11 protein-coding genes and 3 pseudogenes are annotated in these 15,760 nt (G+C 73.8%); 8 read left to right on the top strand and 6 right to left on the bottom strand.

Annotation, left to right across the window (positions count from 1 at the left end; genetic code table 11):
* Window positions 1–15: 15 nt before the first annotated feature.
* The 3 genes from BJF80_RS14015 (at window position 16) to BJF80_RS20475 (ending at window position 2,925) form a co-directional block, all read left to right on the top strand.
* Complete coding sequence (locus BJF80_RS14015) at window positions 16–1,506, top strand: sensor histidine kinase (RefSeq protein WP_075814514.1); 1,491 nt, start codon at window positions 16–18, stop codon at window positions 1,504–1,506.
* Window positions 1,507–1,813: 307 nt separating this feature from the next.
* A complete protein-coding gene (locus BJF80_RS14020; protein ID WP_075814516.1) occupies window positions 1,814–2,707 on the top strand; it encodes a S1C family serine protease in 894 nt (297 codons plus the stop codon).
* A complete protein-coding gene (locus tag BJF80_RS20475) occupies window positions 2,701–2,925 on the top strand; it encodes a PDZ domain-containing protein (RefSeq protein WP_075814518.1) in 225 nt (74 codons plus the stop codon). Before BJF80_RS14020 ends, BJF80_RS20475 begins: the two co-directional genes overlap by 7 nt.
* Before the next feature lie 118 nt (window positions 2,926–3,043).
* Here the strand turns inward: BJF80_RS20475 and BJF80_RS14030 are convergent.
* A pseudogene (locus tag BJF80_RS14030) lies at window positions 3,044–4,746 on the bottom strand (ABC-F family ATP-binding cassette domain-containing protein).
* 144 nt (window positions 4,747–4,890) lie between these two features.
* Between BJF80_RS14030 and BJF80_RS14035 the strand changes: the two are divergent.
* The 3 genes from BJF80_RS14035 to BJF80_RS14045 all read left to right on the top strand — a co-directional run bounded on the left by BJF80_RS14035 (window position 4,891) and on the right by BJF80_RS14045 (window position 8,739).
* A complete protein-coding gene (locus tag BJF80_RS14035; RefSeq protein ID WP_075814520.1) occupies window positions 4,891–6,180 on the top strand; it encodes an NAD-dependent epimerase/dehydratase family protein in 1,290 nt (429 codons plus the stop codon).
* A gap of 20 nt (window positions 6,181–6,200) precedes the next feature.
* Entirely contained in the window at window positions 6,201–7,388 is a 1,188-nt protein-coding gene (locus tag BJF80_RS14040; RefSeq protein ID WP_075814522.1) for a glycosyltransferase family 4 protein, read from the top strand.
* Between the two features lie 73 nt (window positions 7,389–7,461).
* Window positions 7,462–8,739, top strand: a complete 1,278-nt coding sequence (locus BJF80_RS14045) for an NRAMP family divalent metal transporter (RefSeq protein WP_075814733.1) — start codon at window positions 7,462–7,464, stop codon at window positions 8,737–8,739.
* Between the two features lie 124 nt (window positions 8,740–8,863).
* Here the strand turns inward: BJF80_RS14045 and BJF80_RS14050 are convergent.
* Window positions 8,864–9,168, bottom strand: a pseudogene (locus tag BJF80_RS14050) (MTH1187 family thiamine-binding protein).
* A gap of 146 nt (window positions 9,169–9,314) precedes the next feature.
* On the opposite strand from BJF80_RS14050, the gene BJF80_RS14055 reads away from it, so the two are divergent.
* Window positions 9,315–11,366 (top strand): HelD family protein, encoded by a 2,052-nt coding sequence (locus BJF80_RS14055; RefSeq protein WP_075814524.1) that lies wholly within the window; start codon window positions 9,315–9,317, stop codon window positions 11,364–11,366.
* A gap of 38 nt (window positions 11,367–11,404) precedes the next feature.
* On the opposite strand, the gene BJF80_RS14060 is transcribed toward BJF80_RS14055, so the two are convergent.
* The 3 genes from BJF80_RS14060 to BJF80_RS14070 are packed head-to-tail and all read right to left on the bottom strand — an operon-like array spanning window position 11,405 to window position 13,940.
* On the bottom strand, window positions 11,405–12,391 hold the full coding sequence (locus BJF80_RS14060; protein WP_075814526.1) for a glycosyltransferase family 2 protein: 987 nt from the start codon (window positions 12,389–12,391) through the stop codon (window positions 11,405–11,407).
* A complete protein-coding gene (locus tag BJF80_RS14065) occupies window positions 12,388–13,248 on the bottom strand; it encodes a glycosyltransferase-like membrane protein (protein ID WP_075814528.1) in 861 nt (286 codons plus the stop codon). Before BJF80_RS14065 ends, BJF80_RS14060 begins: the two co-directional genes overlap by 4 nt.
* Window positions 13,200–13,940: a hypothetical protein gene (locus BJF80_RS14070; protein ID WP_143554132.1), complete on the bottom strand. Its 741-nt coding sequence runs from the start codon at window positions 13,938–13,940 to the stop codon at window positions 13,200–13,202. The genes BJF80_RS14065 and BJF80_RS14070 overlap by 49 nt, the downstream gene beginning before the upstream one ends.
* 96 nt (window positions 13,941–14,036) lie before the next feature.
* Between BJF80_RS14070 and BJF80_RS21275 the strand changes: the two genes are divergently transcribed.
* Window positions 14,037–14,714, top strand: coding sequence for a hypothetical protein (locus BJF80_RS21275; RefSeq protein ID WP_075816559.1), 678 nt, complete (start codon window positions 14,037–14,039; stop codon window positions 14,712–14,714).
* Window positions 14,715–14,956: 242 nt separating this feature from the next.
* On the opposite strand, the pseudogene BJF80_RS21660 reads toward BJF80_RS21275, so the two are convergent.
* Window positions 14,957–15,715: pseudogene (locus BJF80_RS21660) on the bottom strand (phosphotransferase family protein); the annotation flags it as partial.
* Window positions 15,716–15,760: the final 45 nt, after the last annotated feature.

Consider the following 15,760-nt stretch of genomic DNA (forward strand, 5'->3'; position numbering starts at 1 on the left):
CGGCATACCCCTCCCGTGCTGCAGCACCTGCGCCGCGCCGCCTACTCCAAGCTCCACCGGCTGTCCCTGACCCGACGTCTGGTGACCGTGCTGGTCCTGCTGGTCCTGGCGGCCTACCTGCTCACCACCTCGGTCACGATCACGATGCTCCGCGGCTACCTCGTGGACCGCGTGGACGCCGACCTGGAGACCTACATCGACCCGCTCGCGGAGCGGGTGTCGGCCCAGCTGCTGGAGGACGCGACCGGCCAGCAGAGCTCCAGCGCCGAGCTGTGGCTGCCGCCGAACTCCTACTACATCCTGCTCACCCCGGGGGAGCGCTCCTCGCGCACGATCACCCTCGCCTCCCGCGGCATGGACGACACGCCGGACCTGCGCCGGGTCGACCTCGACGACGACCGGCTCGGGACACCGTTCACCGTCGGCAGCACCGAGGGGGTGGGGACCTGGCGGGTCCTGGCGGTGCCGCTCGACGAGCGGCAGGACGTCTTCACCGGCACCATCGCGGTCGCGCTGCCGCTGGACGAGGTCGACAGCACCGCCCGGCAGCTGGCCTTCCTCACCGTGGTCATCGGCCTGACCACGATGGTCGTCGTCGGGGTGCTCGGGTGGTTCGCGGTGCGCCGCGCCTTCCGCCCGCTGAGCCGGATGGAGGACACCGCGGCGGCGATCGCGGCCGGCGACCTCACCCGGCGCATCCCGCCGCCGGGCGCGCGGGACGAGGTCGGCTCGCTCTCGGAGTCGCTCAACGGGATGCTCGCGCACATCGAGCACTCGTTCGCGGTGCGCGAGGCCTCCGAGCAGCGGATGCGGGACTTCGTCGCGGACGCCTCGCACGAGCTGCGCACCCCGCTCGCGACGGTCAAGGGGTATGCCGAGCTGCACCGCTTCGGCGCCATGACCGACCCCGAGGAGGTCGCCGGGGCGATGCGCCGGATCGAGGACGAGGCCACCCGGATGACCCGCCTCGTCGAGGACCTGCTGACCCTGACGCGGTGGGACTCGCAGCCGGAGATGGCCCCCACCCGGGTCGACCTCACGGTGCTCGCGTCCGACGTCGTGCAGGACGCGCGGGTGCGGGCGCCGCAGCGCGCGGTGCGGCTGGTGTCGCTGGACGGGACCGAGCCGCACGCAGCACCAGTCGTGACCGGCGAGGACGGCGCGCTGCGGCAGGTGCTGACCAACCTGGTCGCCAACGCGCTGGCGCACACCCCGGACGGCACCCCGGTCGAGGTGGCCGTGGGGCGCACCGGCGAGCGCGTCGTGGTGGAGGTGCGCGACCACGGGCAGGGCCTGTCCGACGGCACGGCCGACCGCGTCTTCGAGCGGTTCTACCGGGCAGACAAGTCCCGGAGCCGGGCCTCCGGCGGCACCGGGCTGGGGCTGGCGATCGTCGCCGCGATCGTCGGGCGCCACCAGGGGTCGGTGCGGCACACCCCGACGCCCGGGGGTGGCGCGACCTTCCGGGTCGAGCTGCCCGCGGACCGGCGTCCAGTGAACTCATAGCCTCTACCCAGGCTCCCCTGACGTCGACGTGATGTCATCGGACCATGACGACGCCACAGCACGACCCGCAGGACCGGAGCGCCGACCACGCGTCCCGGGCTGACGCCACCGGCCCCATCCACCCGGATGCCACCGCGCCGGTCCCCCGGGCCGAGGATTTTCGGGCCGAGGAGTCGCAAGCCGAGGGCTCCCGGGCCGAGAGCCCCCGGGTCGAGGAATCCCAGGTCGAGACCTCCGCGACCCAGGCTCCCCCCACGCGCCCCCGGCCGCCCCCCGCCGGGAGCGCCGACGCATCGGCGACATCGCGGTGGCGAGCGTGCTCGCGGCGCTGCTCGCCTCCGGCGGCACCTACGCCGCCATCCAGCTCGCCGACGACGGCTCCGGGCAGGCGGCGCAGGAGAGCGCGGAGGAGACGGAGGACGAGCAGGCCTCCGGCGACGCCGAGGGCACGACCGTGTCGCTGACCGGCGAGCAGGACTGGGCCTCCGTGGCCGACGCGGTGACGCCGAGCACCGTCTCCATCGCCGTGGCCGGCTCCCAGGGCGAGGGCTCGGGGTCGGGCGTGGTCTGGGACGACGAGGGTCACGTCGTCACCAACGCCCACGTCGTGGAAGGCGCCCAGGAGGTGCAGGTCACGCTGCCCGACGGTCGCTCCTACTCCGCCGAGGTCGTCGGCAGCGACCCCTCCAGCGACCTCGCCGTGCTGCAGCTGGACTCGGTGCCGGACGAGCTCACCCCGATCGCGGTCGGCGACGACTCCGCGCTCGGCGTCGGCGACCCGGTCATGGCTGTCGGCAACCCACTCGGCCTGTCCGGCACGGTCACCACCGGCATCGTCAGCGCCCTGGACCGGCCGGTCACCACGCAGGGCTCGAGCCAGAACCCCGCCGACCCCAACTCCGCGGTCTTCACCAACGCCATCCAGACGTCGGCGGCCATCAACCCGGGGAACTCCGGCGGGGCCCTGGTCAACGCGGCCGGCGAGCTGGTCGGCATCAACTCCTCGATCGCCTCGCTGGGCTCGGCGATGGGCGGGCAGAGCGGCTCCATCGGCATCGGCTTCGCGATCCCGTCGAGCAAGGTGCAGCTCATCGCCGACCAGCTCATCGAGACCGGCACCGCGACGCACGCCTTCCTCGGGGTGGGCCTGGACGACGCCACGGCCGAGACCGACGGCGCCACCGTCTCGGGCGCGTGGTGACCCAGGTCGAGCCGGAGTCGCCGGCCGCCGAGGTCGGGCTCGAGAGCGGCGACCTCATCGTCGGCATCGACGACGAACCCATCACCAGCTCCACCGCCCTGGTCGGCCAGGTCCGCGAGCGCGGCGCCGGCGACGAGGCGACGATCGCCTACATCCGCGACGGCGAACGGGCCGAGGTCACCGTCACCCTCGTCACCCGGCCGGACGAGGAGGGCTGACAGCCCCCACGTCATCTGAGCGCCGGTATGTCACTCAGGAGCCTCCTGGAGCAGGCTGCTGAGTGACATACCGGCGCTCAGTGCGGCCGAGACCCGGGGAACGACGCCGGTATGCCCGCTACCGGGCGCGATCGACCCGGGTCTCCTCCCACACCGGGCCGTCGGTCTCCCGCACCCGCCCGTCGGCGCCGAAGACGACGAAGCGGTCGAAGGAGTCGGCGAACCACCGGTCGTGGGTGACCGCGAGCACCGTGCCCTCGAAGGCTTCCAGGCCCGCCTGCAGCGCCTCGGCCGAGTGCAGGTCGAGGTTGTCGGTCGGCTCGTCGAGCAGCAGCAGGGTCGCGCCGGACAGCTCCAGCAGCAGGATCTGCACCCGCGCCTGCTGCCCGCCGGACAGCGAGTCGAAGCGCTGCTCGCCGGCCCGGGCCAGCTCGTAGCGGTCGAGCACCCGCGCGGCCTCCTGCTGCGGCATACCGCGCCGGTGCTCGTCGCCGCGGTGCAGGATCTCCAGCAAGGTCCGCCCGCGCAGCTCCGGGTGGTCGTGCGTCTGGGCGAACCAGCCGGGCCGCACCCGGGCGCCCAGCCGCGCCACACCGGTATGCCCGACCGGCGCCGGCACGACGTCACCGACCGGCCGGTGCTCCGGCTCGGGGTCGCTGCCACCGGCGGCGAGGAGCCGCAGGAAGTGCGACTTGCCCGAGCCGTTGGAGCCGAGCACCGCGACCCGGTCGCCGTACCAGACCTCCAGGTCGAAGGGCCGCATCAGCCCGGTCAGCTCGACGTCCTCGCAGATCACCGCCCGCTTGGCGGTCCGGCCGCCGCGCAGCCGCATCCGCACCCGCTGCTCGTGGGCGACCGCCTCCGGCGGCCCCGCCTCCTCGAAGCGGCGCAGCCGGGTCTGGGCCGCCTGATACTGGCTGGCCATGTCGGCGTTGTAGGCCGCCTTGGCCTTGTAGCGCAGCATGAGCTCGCGCAGCTTGGCGTGCTCCTCGTCCCAGCGGCGCCGGGCCTCCTCCAGCCGCGCGTTGCGCTCCTCGCGGGCCTGGTGCCAGGTCGCGAAGCTGCCCGGGTGCACCCACAGCGTGCTGCCCGCCGCGCCCGGCTCCAGCGTCGCCACCCGGGTCGCGGCCTGCGCCAGCAGCTCTCGGTCGTGGCTGATCAGCAGGATGGTCTTCGGGCTGGCGCGCAGCTGCTCCTCCAGCCAGCGCTTGGCCGGCACGTCGAGGTAGTTGTCCGGCTCGTCGAGCAGCAGCACCTCGTCCGGCCCGCGCAGCAGCGCCTCCAGCGCCAGCCGCTTCTGCTCGCCGCCGGAGAGCGTGTCGGTGCCCCGCCACTCCGCCTGCTCGAACGGTATGCCCAGGGCCGCCACCGTGCACACGTCCCAGAGCGTCTCCTGCTCGTAACCGCCGACATCGGCCCAGTCGGCCAGCGCCTGGGCGTAGGCGAGCTGGGCCGGCTCGTCGTCGACGGTCATGATCGCCAGCTCGGCGGCTTCCAGCGCCCGCGCCGCGTCCCGGATCCGCGCCGGCGCCACCGACACGAGCAGGTCGCGCACCGTGGGCGGCTCGGCCCCGGCGGCGGTGTCCCGCCCCATGGTGCCGATGAACTGCGGCATCACCCCCAGCCCGCCGCTGCGCGAGACCGAGCCCTCGTGCGGGCGCAGCTCGTCGGCGACGATCCGCAGCAGCGTGGTCTTGCCGCTGCCGTTCGGTCCCACCAGGCGACCCGTGCCCCGTCGCCGAGGCGCAGGCCGATGTCGCGCAGCAGCGGCCGGCCGTCGGGGAGCGTGTAGCCCACCGCGGCGACGTCGACGTGACCCATGCACACATCGTGCCTGGTCCGGCCCGGGCGCCCCAGCCCTTTTCACCGCGCCGCCAGCCGCGGCACACGGCATACCCGGGCGGCATTGATACCTTGACCCCCACGCGCCGACCGGTGCGTGCCCGACGGCAAGGAGCTCCCCACGTGTTGATCGCTGTGCTCGGCGGCGACGGCTTCTGCGGCTGGCCCGCGGCGCTGCACCTGTCCGACCTCGGCCACGAGGTCGTCATCGTCGACAACCTCGTCCGGCGCCGGATCGACGAGGAGCTCGGGGCGCAGTCGTTGACCCCCATCGCCGGCATCGAGGAGCGGCTGGCCGCGTGGCACGAGGTGTCGGGGCAGCAGATGCGCTTCCGCGACATCGACCTGGCGCAGGACTACGACGGGCTGCGCTCCTTCCTCGAGACCGAGCGCCCGGACGTCGTCGTGCACTTCGCCGAGCAGCGCTCCGCGCCCTACTCGATGAAGTCGCCGCGGCACAAGCGCTACACCGTCGACAACAACACCGGGGCCACCCACAACCTGCTCTGCGCCCTGGTCGAGACCGGGCTGGACGCGCACCTGGTCCACCTCGGCACCATGGGCGTCTACGGCTACGGCACCGCCGGTATGGCGATCCCCGAGGGCTACCTCGACGTCCAGATCACCGGTGACGACGGCGCGCAGGTCGACCAGCAGATCCTCTACCCCACCAACCCGGGCTCGGTCTACCACATGACCAAGTGCCTGGACCAGCAGCTCTTCGCCTACTACGCCAAGAACGACGCGCTGCGGATCACCGACCTGCACCAGGGCATCATCTGGGGCACGCACACCGACCAGACGCTGCGCGACGAGCGGCTCATCAACCGCTTCGACTACGACGGCGACTACGGCACGGTGCTCAACCGCTTCCTCATGCAGGCCGCGGTCGGCTACCCGCTCACGGTGCACGGCACCGGCGGGCAGACCCGAGCCTTCATCCACCTGCGCGACATGGCGCGCTGCGTGCAGATCGCGGTCGAGAACCCGCCCGCCCGCGGCGACCGGGTCAAGATCTTCAACCAGATGACCCAGACCCACCGGGTGCGCGACCTCGCCGAGCTGGTGGCGCGGATCAGCGACGCCGAGGTCGAGCTGGTGCCCAACCCGCGGCACGAGGCGGCGGAGAACGAGCTGCACGTGCACAACGAGACGTTCCTCGACCTCGGTCTGGAGCCGACGCTGCTCGAGGAGGGCCTGCTCATGGAGGTCGAGGACGTCGCCCGGCGGTATGCCGACCGCGCCGACCTCGAGAAGATCCCGTGCACCTCGACCTGGACCTCGGCCCAGGAGGCCGGCGTCCCGGCCTCCCGCGCCGCGCTCGCCGGGGCGGGTGCCGCCGTGTCCGTCGAGGGCCGAACCGAGGGCAACCCAGGAGACCGCGCCGGGGACCGCGCGGAGCATCCCGCCTGAGGCGGGCCCAGGCATACCCCATGCGGATCGCGCTGTTCACCGAGGTCTTCCTGCCCAAGGTCGACGGCGTCGTCACCCGCGTCACCCGCACCCTGGACCAGCTGACCGAGCTGGGGCACGAGGCGCTGGTCTTCGCCCCGGGCGAGCCGCCGACCCACCACGGGCCGCACCGCGTCGTGAAGGTGCGCTCGGTGTCCTTCCAGCCGTGGTACCCCGAGATCATGGTCGGCCTCCCGACCGCCCGCATCGCCCGCGAGATGCAGGCCTTCCACCCCGACATCGTGCACGCGGTGAACCCGGTGTGGCTCGCCGCCTACGGCGTCATCTCCGCCCGCCGCCGCAACCTGCCGCTGCTCGCGAGCTTCCACACCGACGTGCCGTCCTACACCACCCGGCTCGGCAACGGGCTCTCGCTGCTGCGCGCGCCGAGCCAGGCCTGGATCACGGGGATGCACAACCTCGCCGAGGTCAACCTGTGCACCTCCGCGCAGATGGTCGCCCGGGCGCGGGAGGTCGGGATCCGCGAGGTCGACCTGTGGCCCAAGGCGGTCGACACGGTGACCTACCACCCCTCGCGGCGCACCCGCGAGATGCGCGAGCTGCTCACCGGGGGCCACCCCGAGGCGCCGCTCGTGCTCTACGTCGGGCGGCTGTCGCGGGAGAAGGACCTCGACCAGCTGCTGGAGCCGATCCGCGAGCTGGCGGCCGAGGGGGTGCGGCTGGCCTTCGTCGGCTCCGGGCCGGCGCGCGAGGAGCTGGAGCGGCTCTTCGCCGGGACGCCGACGGTCTTCACCGGCTACCTCGCCGGGCAGGAGCTGGCCGCGGCCTACGCCAGCGCCGACGCCTTCGCCTTCCCCTCCACCACCGAGACGCTCGGGCTGGTCGCGCTGGAGTCGATGGCCAGCGGCGTGCCCGTGGTCGGCGCGCGGGCCGGGGGGATCCCCTTCGTCATCGAGGACGGCGTGACCGGCTTCCTCGTCGAGCCCGGCGACACGGCGGGGTATGCCGACCGCCTCCGCCGGGTGCTGCTCGAGCCCGAGCTCAAGGGCCGGATGGGCGCGGCCGCGCGGGCCGACGCGCAGACCCACTCCTGGCGGGCCTCGACCGAGTCGCTCGTGGAGTCCTACGAGCTGGCCGTGCAGCGGCACCGGGGCCGGCGGCCGGTCGTCAAGCCGCTGCGCGCGCGGCAGCACCGCGACCTGCGCTGAGCCGGCGTCCGGGACGAGGTGGCTCCAGGTCGGGAAGGCCGCAGCGAGCCGCCGCGGTGCTAGCGTGCGGGCCATGGTGATCGACGGGGACTCCACCACGACAGCAGCGACCGGCCGCTCCACCTGGGGCAGCCGGTGGGCCGCGATGGGGCCGGGGCTGCTGGCGGCCTCGGCCGCGATCGGCGCCTCCCACCTCATCTCCTCCACCCAGGCCGGGGCGCTCTTCGGCTGGCAGCTGGTCTGGCTCATCGTGCTGGCCAACGTGCTGAAGTATCCCTTCTTCCGCTTCGGCCCGCAGTACGCCGCCGAGACCGGACGCAGCCTGGTCGAGGGGTATGCCCGGCGGGGGAAGGCATACCTCTGGGTGTTCTTCGTGCTGGCCGCCGTGTCCTCGGTCATCTCCACCGCCGGCGTCGCGCTGCTGTGCACCGTGATCCTCGCCTACCTGCTGCCCGCGTCGTGGGGCCTGGGCGTGCCCGTGCTCGCGGCGGGGCTGCTCGCGGTGACGTGGGTGCTTCTCGTCGGTGGCCACTACAAGGCCCTCGACGGCGTCACCAAGATCATCATGGTGACCCTCGCCCTGTCGACCGTCGTCGCGGTGGTCATGGCGGCGGGCCAGGGCGCGGTCCGGCAGCCCGGCTTCGAGGACCCCTCCCCCTGGACCCTCGCGACCCTCCCCTTCCTCGTCGCGGTCATCGGCTGGATGCCGGCGCCGATCGAGATCAGCGCGCTGAACTCGCTGTGGGTCAAGGCCAAGGCGCAGGGGCGGCGGCTCGCGGTGCGCGACGTGCTCTTCGACTTCAACACCGGCTACGTCGTCTCCACCGTGCTCGCGGTCTTCTTCATCGGCCTCGGCGTCTTCGTGCAGTACGGCAGCGGCCAGGAGCTGCAGATGGCCGGCGGCGCCTACATCCCGCAGCTCATGAGCATGTACGGCGCGGCGATCGGGCAGTGGGCGGTCCCGCTCATGGCGCTCATCGCCTTCGCGTGCATGTTCGGCACCGTCATCTCGGTCGTCGACGGGTATGGGCGCGCGGCCGCCGAGTCGCTGCGCCTCATCCGCGGGCAGGAGTCGATGAGCCGGCGCTCCAAGGACCTGTGGATCACCGGGATCTCGCTCATCGCGCTGGCGATCGTGGTGTGGATGAGCGCGTCGCTGGCCGACATGCTGCGCTTCGCGATGGTCAGCGCCTTCCTCACCGCGCCGGTCTTCGCGTGGCTCAACTTCTCGATCATCCGCAGCGAGCGCCAGCTGTCCGGCACCATGCGGGTGCTGTCCTACGTCGGCCTGGTCTTCCTCGTCGGCTTCACGCTGCTCTTCCTGGCCTCGCAGTTCGGCCTGCTCGCCTGACCTCGAGGATCTCGGTCGCCGACCGTCCCACCGGCTCGGAAGGGCGCGACTGCACCGGTCATGTCGTGGCATCGCGTCGGCGGGCGACATATCTGCTGCAGTCGCGCAGCGCCGGACGCGGGACTCAGCCGTCGGCGAGACGGTCGGTGACGCGCTCGACCTTCTCGGTGAGCTGACCGGTATACCCCGGGCGCAGGTCGGCCTTGAGCACCAGCGACACCCGGGGCGAGTGCTCGGCGACGGCGTCGCAGGCCGCCTTGATGACCGGCATCACCTCGTCCCACTCCCCCTCGATCGTGGTGAACATCGAGGTCAGCTCGTAGGGCAGGCCGGAGTCGCGGACGACCCGGAGGCGTCGGCGACGGCTGCGCTCACCGAGCCGGAGTCGCTGGCGGCCTGGGTCGGGGCGACGGAGAAGGCGAAGAGCATGGGGATCACGCTATCCCTGCGCTGTTGGACGAGGTGGCGCTGCCCCTGCTCACCGGTGAGGGGCTCTGGTCGAGCGGACGGCCGGCGCCGGAGGAGTATGCTCGCCCCTCCTCCCCCCTCCCGACGCCACGACGAGGTGAGCCGTCATGCCCGCTGCCCCCACCCACCCTCCTGATCCGCACGCCGACCTCGCCGCCGAGCAGGCCCACCTGGCCCGCGCCCGCGACGAGCTCACGCGCATGCGCGAGCACACACTCGGCCTGACCGCCGACGGCGGCGACGCCCTCGCCGGCGAGGCGCTGGCGCAGACACTCTGGCTGCGCGCGAAGGCGCTGCAGGACGACCCCGGCACCACGCTGTTCTTCGGCCGGCTCGACACCGCCGAGGACGCGCTCTACATCGGCCGCCGGCACGTCTCCGACGCCGAGGGCGACCCGGTCGTCGTCGACTGGCGCGCCGGGGTGTCGACACCCTTCTACCGCGCCACCCCGACCGATCCCATGGGTGTCCAGCGCCGACGCCGCTTCGGCGTCGAGGACGGCCAGATCACGGCCCTTGAGGACGAGTGGCTGGGGACCGGCGAGCCCGGGGAGAGTGGCGGCAGCGGCATCCTCGCCCGCGAGATCGAGCGACCGCGCATCGGGCCGATGCGCGACATCGTCGCCACCATCCAGCCCGAGCAGGACGAAATCGTCCGCGCCGACGTCGCCACCACGCTGTGCGTGCAAGGGGCACCGGGCACCGGCAAGACCGCCGTCGGGCTGCACCGCGCCGCCTGGCTGCTGTATGCCTACCGCGCCCGGCTGGCCCGCTCCGGCGTGCTCGTCGTCGGCCCCAACCGTGCCTTCCTGGAGCACGTCGGCGCGGTGCTGCCCTCGCTCGGGGAGATCACCGTGCGGCACACCACGGTCGAGGAGCTCGTCGCCGACGCCACCGGCGCGACGGTCCGCTCGACCGACAGCACCCAGGTCGCGCGGCTCAAGGGCGAGTCGCGCATGGCCGAGGTCCTGCGCGCCGCGCTCTGGGGGCAGGTGTCCAGCCCGACCGAGGCGCTGGTGGTGCCGCGCGGGTCCCGCCGGTGGCGGGTCCCGGCATACCAGGTGCAGGAGATGGTCGAGGAGCTGCGCACCCGCGGCGTGGGGTATGCCGCCGCCCGCGCGATGCTGCACCAGCGGCTCGCGCACGCGGTCATGGTGGCGATGGAGCGCTCCGGGGACGCGCCGGACGACCGGGTGCAGGACAGCGTCGCCCGGTGCGCGCCGGTGAAGGCCTACGTCAAGGACCTCTGGCCGCAGGTGAAGCCCGCCGCCGTGCTCGCCCGGCTGCTGTCGACCGGTGAGCACCTGGCCGACGACCAGCGCCCGATGGTGTGGGAGCGGCCCCCGCGGTCGGCGACCTCGGCCCGGTGGAGCGCGGCCGACCTCGTGCTGCTCGACGAGCTCACCGACCTGGTCGACCGCACCCCGAGCCTGGGGCACGTCGTGCTGGACGAGGCGCAGGACCTCTCGCCGATGCAGCTGCGGGCCGTGGGGAGGCGCGCCTCGACGGGCTCGCTCACCGTGCTCGGCGACCTCGCGCAGGGCACGACACCGTGGTCGACGACGTCGTGGGAGGAGTCGCTGCACCACCTGGGCAAGGAGCTCTCGGCCGGGTCGACGCACCTCGAGGAGCTGGTCCGTGGCTTCCGCGTGCCGTCGTCGGTCATCGAGTTCGCCGCCCGGCTGCTGCCGTCGATGGCCCCCGACCTCGCGCCGCCGGAGTCGGTGCGGTCCAACCCGGGACGGCTCGACGTCGTGCAGGTCGAGGACCCGGTGGAGGGCGCCGTGCGGGCCGTGCAGCAGGCGGCCGCGCACGAGGGGTCGGTGGGGGTCGTGGTGCCGGACACGTGGGTGGGCCGCGTCGGGGACGCGCTCTCGGGGGCAGGCGTCGGGCACGAGGTGATGGACGGCGAGCACGCCGACGACACGCTGCGACTGCGGGTCTTCCTCGTCCCCGCGACGGTCGCCAAGGGGCTGGAGTTCGACCAGGTGGTCGTGGTGGAGCCCGCGGCGATCGCCGCCGCCGAGCCGGATGAGCGGACCGGCCTGCGCCGGCTCTACGTCGTGCTCACCCGCGCGGTCAGCGGGCTGACGGTGGTGCATACCGACCCGTTGCCGGACGCCCTCGCCGTCTCGTCTGCGGGACCGACGTCGGCCTAGCATGACCTCCATCGGGAAGTTCGCCGATGGAGGTCGTGCTATCCCGTGGTCGGTCCGGGCGGGGGCGGCGGCTCCTGCCCGCTGAGGCTGTCGTCCGCCACGTAGTACGTCGGCCGGCCGAGCTGCATCGTGTAGGTCCGCCCGACGTACTCCCCCAGGATCCCGAGGCACAGCAGCTGCACCCCGCCGACCGCGGTGACGACCATGAAGGTCGAGGTCCAGCCGGGCACGTTGAGGCCGACGGCATACCCCACGAGCGCGTAGACGAGCAGCCCCAGCGCGACCACGGCCCCGACGAAGCCCAGCCACGTGGCGAGCCGCAGCGGCGCGATGCTCGCCCCGGTGATGGAGTCCAGCGCGAGCCGCACCATCGAGGAGAGGGGGTACTTCGAGCGCCCGGCCGCCCGCGCGTCGCGACGGTAGGTCAGCACGCCGGAGGGGAAGCCGAGCGAGGGCACGACCAGCCGCAGCACGCGATGGTGCTCCGGCAGCGCGGTGACCGCCTCGACCGTGGCGCGCGACATCAGCCGGTAGTCGCCGGCGTTGGACGGCCCGTGGTCGGCGCCCAGCCGCCGCATCGTGTCGTAGTAGCCGCTGGCCGTGACTCGCTTGAACCGCGTGTCGCTCGTGCGGTCGTCGCGCACGGCGTAGACCACGTCCAGCGACTCCGCGCGCGCCAGCCGCACCATGTCCGCAATGAGCTCGGGCGGGTCCTGCAGGTCGGCGTCGATCGTGACCACCAGCTCCCCACGGGCGCGCTCCAGCCCGGCGGAGATCGCGGCCTGGTGACCGGCGTTGGCGCGCAGCCGGACGACCCGCAGCTGGGCCCAGCTCTGCCGCTCGCGCGCCAGCAACACCGGGGTCGCGTCGCTGCTGCCGTCGTCGACCGCCACGACCTCGTAGCCCAGCCCCAGCCCGTCGAGCACCGGCCGCAGCCGCTGCACCAGCAGCGGCAGGACATCCTGCTCGTCGAACATCGGCACGACGACGCTCAGCGCGATCGGGCCGGTCTGCGGTGCGCTCATCGGGCCTCACGGGTCGCGGTCGGGTGGTCGGCCGATCCTAGCCCGGCGCGCAGCAGGACCAGCAGCACCACGGGGACCAGCGCGAGCACGTAGCGCGGCCGCGCCTCGAAGATCAGCAGGTATGCCGTCAGCCCGCCGAGCGCGAGCGCCCAGGTGGTCAGGAGCGGGTCGGCGCGGGCACGCAGGAGCACGGCCCCGGTGAGCAGGACGACCGCGACCCACAGTCCCTGCACCACCCCCGCCCGCTCGTCGTAGAGCTCGCCGGCGCCCCTGCTGGCCGCGGTCATCCCCGACAGCGACTCGGGCAGGCTGCTCGCCTGCCGGCTGTCGGCGCCCTCACCATGCGCCCAGAAGGTCCCGTCGCCCCAGACCCACAGCGCCTTGGCGCCGAAGAAGCGCAGGTTGCCGACCAGCCCGCGCCCGCCGACCTGATCCCACGCCTGGGCCCGCAGGTCGGCCGTACGGGTGGCGGGGTCCATCGCCGCCGTGGCCTCGACCTGGTCCTGGCGGTAGGCACCCCACCGGCGCACCGGCGACTCCTCGGCGGAGTCCCAGGTGCCCATCGCCAGGAAGTGCTCCGGCGGGAAGGGCGCCTCCACCTGAGCCAGCCGCTGCGCGTCCAGCCCGGTCCCCCGCGCCGAGGCCCCGTCGAGCAGCGCCACGGTGCCCCACGAGACGGCGCCGAGGAGAGCCACGGCGACGACCCGTCGCCACTGCCGCGACCACAGCACGACCAGCACGAGCGCGATCGCGAGCACGACGACATACGGCTTGAGCGCGACGCCCAGCCCGAGCGAGACCGCCCCGGTCAGCGCCCACGGCCAGCTCCACCCGGCAGCGCCGCCGCACCGCACCATCGCCAAGGCGCGACCGAGACCGCCGCGGCCGCCGGGAGGTCGGTGTAGGGCACAGCGACGTTCGGCGACAGGCCCACCAGCACCAGGACGAGCGCCTGCACCGGCAGCACGGCCCGCGGGTGACCGAGGAGCTGGGCGCCGCGGCCGAGCGACCACAGCACCACCCCGACACACAGCACGTGCGGCAGCAGCACCGCACCCAACGCGGGCAGCGAGACGACCGAGCCCGCCTCGACCGCCACCTGCTCCAGCCAGAGGAGGCGCACGTTGTGCGGGTAGCGCGCGTAGTAGGTCAGCGCCTCGGCAGGCAGCGGCTCCCCCGCGGCGAGCGTCGCGGCGCTGGAGAAGATCCGGCGGGCGTCCCAGCCGAAGGGGATGAGCGCGAGCGCCGCGTGCGCCCCGGCCAGCAGCGTGCCCGCCGCGGCACCGGCCCAGAGGGCCCCGGACCGCGCCTCCCCTCCCCCCACGCCTGCGCCGGGTCGGAGGAGCGACCGCCCGAGGAGCACGAGGACCAGCAGCGACACCCCCGCGGCCACGCGGACCACGACCGGCGGGAAGACCAGCCAGCCGTTCAGCGGTGTCACCAGCGCGACGACGGCCGCCACCAGGAGCCCCACAGCGAACGCCCGTTGGAGCAGCAGAGCCATCCCCCGGTCGGCGCCCGTGAGCCGCCCCGACCCCTGACCTGTCATGCTGACAGCGTAGGCAGCGGCGGGTCCCGCCTCGCACCACCTGGGCGGACGGCATACGGTAGGCCGCAGCAGACTTCCCGCACACGAGGAGAGCACATGCACCCCACGCACATCCCGCTCCGGGTCGCCACCGGCGCGTTCATCCTGAACTCCGGCATCGGCAAGCTCAAGGCCGGTGAGGAGGAGGCCGAGCAGATGCACGGCTGGGCCTCCAGCGTCTACCCGGTGTTCAAGGACATGAAGGCCGGCGACTTCACCAAGGCCCTGGCCTACGCCGAGATCGGGCTCGGTGCTGCGCTGCTGCTGCCGACCGTGCCGTCCGCCGTCGCCGGGGCCGGCCTGGCCGCCTTCGGCGTCGGGCTCACCGGGCTCTACCTCAAGACCCCGGGCATGACCCAGGAGGACGGCATCCGACCCACGCCGGACGGCATCGGGCTGGCCAAGGACGTGTGGCTGGTCGGCGCGGGCCTGACGCTGGCCACCCAGTCGTTCCTCTCCGGCACCAAGCACGCCGCGCAGTCGGTCGCCGACGGTGTCGGCAACGCCGCCGGTGCCGTGGCCGGAGGTGTCACCGGCGCGGCCGGTGCCGCGGCCGCCGGGGTCACCGGCGCGGCCAGCTCGGTCGGCCACGGCCTCGCCGACGCCGTCGGCGTGAGCGGCAAGGGCAAGGCCAAGGGCACGCTGAAGGGTCTGTCCAAGGGCGCCCACACCGCCCGCGAGGACCTGTCCGAGGCGCTCGCCGACCTCGCGGACTCGCTGCTCGGCAAGCGCTGAGTCAGCCCAGCCACCTCTCGAGCGTCGCGCAGCTGCGCGGCGGCCTCGAGGTATGTCGTGCGCCGTGCGGGGTCGGTGGCGGCTGCCGCCACCCGGTGCAGGTGCGGCTGGATGAAGAAGGTCTCGTGCAGCAGCCAGACCTCGCGGCGCACCAGCAGCGGCCCGAGGTCGACCGGGGCCCCGAGCCGCTCGCGCTCGCGGGCGTAGGCCTGCGCCTGGGCGCGGACGCGGCGCTCGTCCATCGGGGCGTACCACGGGTCGGCGTGCACCGGCCCGCCGGAGAACGCCAGGTCCCGCGCGGGGTCGCCCACGTGGGCCCACTCCCAGTCGATGAGCCGGGGGACACCGCCGTTTACGACGACGTTGCTCAGGCAGGCGTCGCCGTGGACCAGGGCGGGCTCGACCGAGCCGAACGCCGGGAGGCTCTGCTCGCTGCGGCGCAGCACCGCGGGCCAGAGCGGGTCCAGCACGGCCGCCGGGCCCGGCTCGTGCTCGCGCCACCAGTCGCGCGCGGCGTGCGCGGCCGCCACCGGGTCCGGGGCTGCCGGTGCGGGGAGTCCCTCGGTGCGACCGCCCACGTGCAGGCGGGCCAGGGCGCGGGCGAGGGCCGCGAGGAGCTCGTCGGTCCAGTCGGCGGGGGCGCGCACCTCACCCGGGACCGCCGTGCTCACGAGGTATGCCGTGGGGTCGCCCTCCGTCGGCAGCCGCACCGCCACGGGGCGGGCGGCGAGGTCGGCGTCCGCGGGCACCCGGGTGAGCAGGTCCAGCTCGGCGTCCAGGCCGAGCGGCAGCTCGTGCACCGGCCGGTGCGGCACGCGCACGGCCAGACCTGGCTCGACCTCCCACACCGCGCACGACTCGCCCCGCCCCAGGAGGCGCACCTGCGGGCGGCCTGGCGGCACGGCATACCCGGCGGTGGTGAACCACCCGGGGTGGGCGGCGGCCAGGTCGGCGACCCCTCGGCGTCCAGCTGGGTCGGCAGCACCGCCCGATCGTCGCACGGCACGCCGTCCCGTCCGTGTATCACCACCCCGGCGCCGGTGGGG

It is taken from the genome of Serinicoccus sp. CUA-874 (assembly GCF_001942225.1).
In the GTDB taxonomy this organism is placed as follows: domain Bacteria; phylum Actinomycetota; class Actinomycetes; order Actinomycetales; family Dermatophilaceae; genus Ornithinicoccus; species Ornithinicoccus marinus.

Coding starts and splice junctions, on each gene's coding strand:
- BJF80_RS14040 (WP_075814522.1), top strand. CDS start 6,201: ATGCGGATCGCGCTGTTCACCGAGGTCTTCCTGCCCAAGGTCGACGGC.
- BJF80_RS14045 (WP_075814733.1), top strand. CDS start 7,462: ATGGTGATCGACGGGGACTCCACCACGACAGCAGCGACCGGCCGCTCC.
- BJF80_RS14055 (WP_075814524.1), top strand. CDS start 9,315: ATGCCCGCTGCCCCCACCCACCCTCCTGATCCGCACGCCGACCTCGCC.
- BJF80_RS14060 (WP_075814526.1), bottom strand. CDS start 12,391: ATGAGCGCACCGCAGACCGGCCCGATCGCGCTGAGCGTCGTCGTGCCG.
- BJF80_RS14065 (WP_075814528.1), bottom strand. CDS start 13,248: ATGGTGCGGTGCGGCGGCGCTGCCGGGTGGAGCTGGCCGTGGGCGCTG.
- BJF80_RS14070 (WP_143554132.1), bottom strand. CDS start 13,940: ATGACAGGTCAGGGGTCGGGGCGGCTCACGGGCGCCGACCGGGGGATG.
- BJF80_RS21275 (WP_075816559.1), top strand. CDS start 14,037: ATGCACCCCACGCACATCCCGCTCCGGGTCGCCACCGGCGCGTTCATC.